Annotated in this window: 9 protein-coding genes; all 9 read right to left on the reverse strand. The window is 62.4% G+C overall.

Features of this window, described 5'->3' with window-relative positions:
• Nucleotides 1-199: 199 nt before the first annotated feature.
• The 9 genes from KP708_RS15890 to KP708_RS15150 all read right to left on the reverse strand — a co-directional run bounded on the left by KP708_RS15890 (nt 200) and on the right by KP708_RS15150 (nt 6,661).
• The gene (locus KP708_RS15890; protein ID WP_010505045.1) at nt 200-655 is read right to left on the reverse strand and encodes a DUF3085 domain-containing protein; all 456 of its coding nucleotides are present in this window, start codon (nt 653-655) and stop codon (nt 200-202) included.
• A gap of 77 nt (nt 656-732) precedes the next feature.
• Complete coding sequence (locus tag KP708_RS15895; RefSeq protein WP_156315472.1) at nt 733-909, reverse strand: hypothetical protein; 177 nt, start codon at nt 907-909, stop codon at nt 733-735.
• Nucleotides 910-1,166: 257 nt separating this feature from the next.
• Nucleotides 1,167-1,541 carry a hypothetical protein gene (locus tag KP708_RS15120; RefSeq protein ID WP_010505043.1) on the reverse strand — a complete coding sequence of 125 codons (375 nt, stop codon included), beginning with the start codon at nt 1,539-1,541 and terminating at the stop codon, nt 1,167-1,169.
• A gap of 70 nt (nt 1,542-1,611) precedes the next feature.
• On the reverse strand, nt 1,612-2,226 hold the full coding sequence (locus KP708_RS15125; protein WP_010505042.1) for a hypothetical protein: 615 nt from the start codon (nt 2,224-2,226) through the stop codon (nt 1,612-1,614).
• A gap of 69 nt (nt 2,227-2,295) precedes the next feature.
• On the reverse strand, nt 2,296-2,964 hold the full coding sequence (locus KP708_RS15130) for an LPD29 domain-containing protein (protein ID WP_156315473.1): 669 nt from the start codon (nt 2,962-2,964) through the stop codon (nt 2,296-2,298).
• A gap of 364 nt (nt 2,965-3,328) precedes the next feature.
• On the reverse strand, nt 3,329-3,559 hold the full coding sequence (locus KP708_RS15135) for a hypothetical protein (protein WP_010505037.1): 231 nt from the start codon (nt 3,557-3,559) through the stop codon (nt 3,329-3,331).
• Between the two features lie 62 nt (nt 3,560-3,621).
• Nucleotides 3,622-4,230 (reverse strand): hypothetical protein, encoded by a 609-nt coding sequence (locus KP708_RS15140; RefSeq protein WP_010505035.1) that lies wholly within the window; start codon nt 4,228-4,230, stop codon nt 3,622-3,624.
• An 89-nt stretch (nt 4,231-4,319) separates the two neighbouring features.
• Nucleotides 4,320-6,182 carry a ParB N-terminal domain-containing protein gene (locus tag KP708_RS15145; protein ID WP_010505033.1) on the reverse strand — a complete coding sequence of 621 codons (1,863 nt, stop codon included), beginning with the start codon at nt 6,180-6,182 and terminating at the stop codon, nt 4,320-4,322.
• Nucleotides 6,183-6,235: 53 nt separating this feature from the next.
• Entirely contained in the window at nt 6,236-6,661 is a 426-nt protein-coding gene (locus KP708_RS15150) for a hypothetical protein (RefSeq protein ID WP_010505032.1), read from the reverse strand.
• Nucleotides 6,662-6,726 lie beyond the last annotated feature (65 nt).

Consider the following 6,726-nt stretch of genomic DNA (forward strand, 5'->3'; position numbering starts at 1 on the left):
CGTCAGTGCGGTGCGATCCGCCGCGTCCACAAGGGAGACGACGCGGTCGACGTCGCAGCGTCTCAGCTGCTCCACGCTGTCAGCCGCCACAGCCACGGCCGAGGCCCAGATCTGGTCGCGCGACCGCGGACCCGCAGACACCGTGTCAGGCGTAGCATCGGACATTCTTCTTCTCCTGAAGGATTTCAAGGACGGCCGGTCAGGCCTGAAATTCGAGGGTTTCCGGGGTGATGGTCATGCGCAGTGTGTCGCCTGAGGCCTGCCTGAGGGCCTGCCGCACAAGCGTCGCCTCCAGGAACTCGCATCCGTCATCCCCGCCAAAAGCCTGGCGTTTGACGTCATGAGCCCTGCCCGCGTTCTGTGCCGGGTCCGCTTCGCGTGCATACGCGCACAGATTGGGCTTCTGACCGTCATCGGACGGCAGAAGGGGAAGCCCGTTCGACATCATGTAGATCCCGTGATCTCCAACCAGCCACAGACCCGCAGGGATCTTTGCAGGATCGACGTCGTCCTGACGGCCCCATTCGCGCGCGCCGTGCCCGGGCTTGCGCAGCCTCTTGTCAAAGAGCTGCGTCAGCGTGGCACGGCGCTCGGACGCGGCCTCGGCATGGGCGAGAAGGCGCTCGATCAGCGCGCGGTCGAAAGTGACGATCATGAGATATTTCCTCGGATCAGAAATGAAAAAACCCCGCACGATGGCGGGGTCTGGGGGCGTTCGGTGACGTGGAGGCTTCAGCCCCGACCGTGGGTGATGTGGGAGGCGGAGGCGAGATAATGATGGGGCACCGGGCCCGCCAGAAAGCTCGGCAGGCACGTAAAGGCGAAGACCAGGGCGAGAAAACCGAAGACCCCACCGGCCAGTCCGGCAACGTCCTTGATGTCCTGAAGGGCCTGTTGGGAAATCTGCATGAAAGGTCACTCCTGTTGCCGTCATCTCTTTTCTCTGATGACCTCTCCGGCACAGGCACAGGATGGCTGCGATGGCACAGGCGCCGCGCAGCGGCGGGATCTCCACGACCCGGAGCCCGTCAGGGCGAGGACGCGTGGAGACCCACCCTTTGCCAGCGCAGACAGCCTGTGCTGCCCCTCTCTCCTTCTGCTTCTTTCCCTCTCTTTCTTCTTCCTGCTCGCCCTCCACCCGGCTCGCGCGGGTGACGATACGGGGTTCAGATGTGTCCATTTTGGCGCGCGGATTTCTCCTGCCCGGCCTCATCCACCAGCTGATAGGCCGTCAGGGTCAGGTGGCCCGTCCAGCGATGCCTCAGGACGATCATGGGAACACCCTCGACCGTGCCATGCTCCCCGCGGCGGCTCGCCTCGGCGATCTGGGCGCGCGTGACGCGTGGCGGCTGCGTCCGGGTTCGGAAATCCGTCTCCGCCGCCTGCCGGTCCGAATAGGGGCCGTGCCAGTGCTCGGCGGCTTCTTTCGGCCAGAACGACGTCACGCGCAGATAGACACGCCCATCCGGTGCAACGCCAAGATGGACCTTGCGACGATCCAGAAGGCAGGTCTCGATCTGGAGAAGGCTTTCATCGACCATGGAAAACTCGCTCGTCTTTTGAACCGTAGGATCTGGCAGGGGAGACCTGGTCCGCTCCCCTGCATTGGCCTCAGGCCGCCAGTTGGTCCGCCTGTGAGGCCGCAATCAGGACGGCGGCGGCCAGGGCAGGATGCTGGTGGGCGCGATAGCGCGACACCAGAGCGTCCCAGGTCTCGCTGCTCAAAGCGGCCGCAGGCACGCCTCTGGTTTCGAGACTGGCTGCGACTTCCGCGGCCCATCCCTTGAAGCCAAGATGGCCGTCGTCAGACAGGCGTTCGGCCTCGGTGAGCGAGACCTCGCGCGGCTCTGCACCGTCCATGCGGAACGGCGTGTACCGTGTTCCCCATGAGGCCACACCTGCCGTGCCCTCGTGGGGAACCGGGTCTGCAATCGTGGTTTCCAGCCATTCGGAGGTGCCAAGCGCCTCGGAATCATAAGCCGCGTCGAAGCCGCGTGGCTTACGGCTGCCACGATTGACCGTGACCATGATCTTGAACGACCGACCAGGGTGCTGAAGGGCGGTGTCGCGGCCGAAACTCAGAATGAGCGGCTTGAGGCCATCCACCGACTTTGCCTCGACAACGCGCCGCTCTCCCAGATGGGACATGAGCGCCATCGTGGTGCTGGTGAAATAACCCTCGCGCTTTGCGGTGGCGGGCGTAGCACTGAGCGTAAAGAAAGCCATGTCGATCTCCAGATATGACAAAGGCCGCCTCGCGGCGGCCTGGAAGAACTGTGAAGGGGCGAGGTGGGGTCAGAAGACGTATTCGGCGCTGCCGAACACCTCCTGCCAGGGGCTCCGGCTCTTGGAGTGACAATCCGTCACGTCGTCATAGAACCCGGATCTGAAACGCTTTCTGATGTCGGAAACGGTCTGGTGTTCCGTATCGTCCAGCGGAGCGTCGCAGCTGATCGACACCGACCCGTAGGAGGTTTTGCGCACCCGGAATTTGTGGTTTGGCAGGGCGGCTTTCAGCAGGCGGCGGATGTTCTTTCCTGCCAGCACCCCGCTCTGGTCCGATCCCTGCTCCAGATGGGCGTACTCGGGATCGGTGCGCAGGCGCTCGATTTCGGCCGCGTGCGCTGCCTCGGCCTGCTCTTTCTGCGCCTGCTTTTCAGCACGGCACGCTTCGGCATGAGCGCGCAGCTGCGCAATTTCCTCAGGCTCAGCCTTGGGCTCGTCGTGGAAGATCGTCCACTGCACGCCGTGCAGAATGCTCTCGGGCAGCATCCTGCTGATACTCCCGCAGGCGAAGACGATGTCAAAGCTGGCATTCCCCCCCGCGGCAATGAAGCCGCCAGCAAGGCGTCGGATCGTCTGGGGACGCGGCGTGCCATGGACCGCATACACGACGCCCCGGCCTCTGTTGTACAGGATGGTGCTGACGCGGGTGCCCACGGTGACAGTCGGGTGTTCGGACATGCTGATCTCCTTCTCTTCATGTCTCTTCAACTGTCCTCTCCGGGGTCAGGGCCTGACTGGCGGGGCAAGGGCGACGCGTCAGCGGCGGTCCCGCAGGCGTCAGCCGAGGACACCACCCCTTGCGGCGACAGACAGGCTCTGGCACCCGCCCCTCTCTCCTGTTTCTCTCTCTTTTCTTTTTGCTTTTCGTCCTCGCGCGGGCAGGCTCTTCCCCCGTGAAACAAGGCATCGTCTCACTGCACGAAAAAGGGCGGAGCCATGCTGACTCCGCCCTTGAAAATCGTAACCGGTTCGTCCAAGTTCAGAGGTGAGCCGTGAGGGGCTTCGCAAAAAACACCTCACGGCCCGGTTTACCTTAAGTGATTTACTCGGAGAGGCTCTTCAGTGCGGTGGCAACCGCCTGAAGGGTCTTCTTCGTTTTACGAAGGATCTTCGTAAACCACTTACGGTCCACCACGATCACGAAGATCATGGTTTCCCCTTTCACTCTGACGACTGTGGGCAAAGCGACCCCCGACCCACATCCGGTTACGATTTTCGGGGGCCGCGACGTCTGAACCGTAACCTGAACAGACGTTTCGTCACGCGGACTCATCAGGCGGCCCCGATCTCCTGTTGTGCCAGATCAGGCGTTACGCGCAAGTCTGGCCCGGAACCCTAGTCCGGCCCCCACCCTACCAATGTCACAGTCCTGCGTTCGGCAACGGATTTCAGCGCCTGCACAAGAGGACTCAGTGTTTTGATTTCCTCTGACAGCTCCTCCGTCCGGTCTGAGGCCGCCATTTCCAGACAGAGCACGTCGTGCGCCGTCGCGGCCATCCCGACATCGATACGCACAGTGTCACGTTTGCCGTTGGCAATCGCATCGGCCATCTCAGCGAGATCAAGCGACGCGATGCGCTCTCCGGTTTCAAGATCGATGACACAGGCGCCACCGCCGTAAGCATCCAGTCGGGGACGATTGCAATCGTGGCTCCACACAAAGGACCACCGGCTCCCGGCACACAGCTTCTGGCGGGCGCATTCCTGAACAAAGGCGATCACGCTCTCCTCATTACCGCAGCCCTGATCGCTCACCCAGAGAGGGGCCGTACCATCAGCCTCGACAGGCTTTTCTTCTGCACCAAAGTAAAAAGGCTCGGTGGTGCATGGCTGGGTCTTTCCCCATTGTGCGTTGTGCGCCTCCTGAAGCGCGAGCGCGCAGGCGCGCGCCTCAACGCTCCTGAACGGGATCAACACTGAGAACCTCGAAAAATAGTCTGCCATAGGGGCTCTTTCTTCTGTCTGCTTACAAAAAAGGCGGCACTCAGAAGAGCGCCGCCTGATGTCAGGTCTATTCGTGGCCGCGTGCTGCCTCAGACCCGAAGGATCTCCATCCGGCCTCCCATGGCGGCCTGCATGGCCACCAGTTCCTGGGGCACCACGCGGTCCGGTTTTTCTGCCGGCTCATCCTCCGTGACGTCCGGATCGCCAGCATCTTCTCCGCCCTCCTCGTCCATCCCGTCTTCCAGATCCTCCGGATCAGCGCACTCCAGGCCGTCTTCATCCTCGGCTTCCAGATCGTCTTTCAGGGCGGCCCATTTCGCGCGGCGGCCCTGCCTGTTTCGAACCTCCTCGGTCCAGACGCCAATCGCCTGCGCAAAACCTGCGGCCTCCGGAACCCAGTGCCCGTCTCCCACGGCGTTCAGCAGGGCGGCCCGCATCTCCTTGCCTGTGTTGAGTGGTGCGAGCCCATGCGCCTGAACCGCTTTGGTGATGCCGGGCTTGCTGTAGGTCTTGAGGAAGTCCTCATCGGCCATGCTCGGCATGTGGGTATCCGCGTCGAACAGACAGCCCAGCAGTTCCGCTGCCATGCCGGAGCCGGAATGCATGCTGACCTCGCAGTTCATGAAGCCTCCGAGGCTTTCCAGCGCGTGGCGGCGGATGAGCACTTCATCACGCACCAGTTCGCCTTCCGGAAACAGCGCTTCCATGGCGGTTTTCACCGCGTTCTCCTGAGGCGAACTGCTTTCGCAGCCGTAAATATGGACGTTGTTGGCATTCAGCGCGAGGAGCAGGCCGGCCACCAGATCCCACGGATCCGCATCTTCACTTTTCGCCTGCAGGGCCTTTTTCAGCGCGAGAGTCCGCACGGAGCCGATCATCTTCAGACCGGTGCCAGAAATGTCAGCGCGCTCCTTCTTTGGGGGTGGCGTCTGCTCCACCACACGCGGTTCGGAGCGGACGGTTTCTTCACCCGTGTAGCGGAACTTCCGTTCTTCGACTTTCAGGGTACTCCGATTGAGCCAGTAGCCGACAACATCGGTCTCCCGCTCGCCCATCCAGCTCGTGACGAAGTTATAGCCCTGAGGGCGGAGGGGAGACCCATACTCGTCCGTCTCGATCGCGAGCGTTCCTTCGGGACGATGCTCGGCGATCCAGTCTTCCTGCGCCGCCCGAAACGCCGTGGCATCCGTGACGTAGCGATTGTCCTCACTGCCCTGCCCGAACAGATCTTCGGTCCAGACCACGCCATGCTTTCGCGCCAGCGCATCGTCAAACCGGGCATCACGCGCATACCACTCGTCCTGACGCAGGTGCCAGGTGAAGTCGCGCCAGTCCACGGTATCCTCCGGGTCTTCGGCGTTGAGACGATACCCGGCCGGGTCCTCTCCCTCCTCCACACTCTCGGCGAACATCTCAGCCCAGGCAGCGGCCTGATCCTCCAGAGACGACAGGGCCAGCGTCCGACGCTCTTTCAGGTCGGGGCCGCGGCCAATCTCGATGGCGTGCAGGATTGGCGGATGCAGCTTCGCGAGAAGGGTCAGCCCCTTGAGATAGGCCGGTGTCACCATGAGGGCCACGCAAAGCTGCTGGTCGGTATAGCCAAGCTCCTCACGCATCCGGGTCACGGCACGCCACTGGTCCGGCTCGGTCATGCCTTCGCGGATCATGTTCTCACTGGCCGCCGCAAGATCCTCAAGACCATTGTCGACCTTCGTCACATGGACCTGAATTTCCGTCAGACCCGCATAGATCGCCGCTTCCGTGCGTCGATGGCCCGCGATGATCATCAGGCTGCCGTCCCCCAGCTCACGCACGCGCGGCGGATGGACAAGCCCGACTGCGCGGATATTCAACGCCAGCTGGCGAATGCTCGCCTGACCGGGCTTCGTCTGACGGGGATTGTTCGGGTTCGCGATCAGGGTGTTGGGATCGACAAGGCGCAGTTCGTCCATGATGGGCTCCAGTGATGTCGTAAGGGTGTCAAAAAGGTCTCGTGGGGGAGACGTCAGGCGGTCAGGCTGTGCGCGAGGTGGGAGACCACACGCTCGATATGTTCGACCTCAAGCTGCCGCGTTTCCAGCGTCAGCGTGGCCGAGCCGTAAGACCCGTCTTCGTCATTGTCGTAATCGGTCTGCACGCGGCGGATAACGGTTTCGACGCAGTGCCAGACCACAAGGTCAAAGCTGTTCGGAAACAGAGGGGCAATCGTCTGGTCAGGCCCAGGCGCTGCAACGGCCTTCTCAAGGGACAGGTCTTCGACCAGATCCGGACTGTCGTCCGCTGTCACATGAAGCGTTGTCCACCAGCCCTCTTTGGTCTCGTACTCAACTTTGACCGTTTTCAGGCCATGCGCTTGCATCGCGTCAAGGATCAGCGTCAGGTTTGCTCTGAGCGCCACTTCGGCCGCGGGTTGTCCTGCCGGGTCTGACACGCCTCTCTCCTTTTTTCTGTCGTGATGATCTCGGCGCGGGCACGGGGCGTGGCTTCGCGCAAGGC

Origin of the sequence: Gluconobacter sp. P5H9_a, assembly GCF_018812085.1 — a bacterium.
Lineage (GTDB): Bacteria > Pseudomonadota > Alphaproteobacteria > Acetobacterales > Acetobacteraceae > Gluconobacter.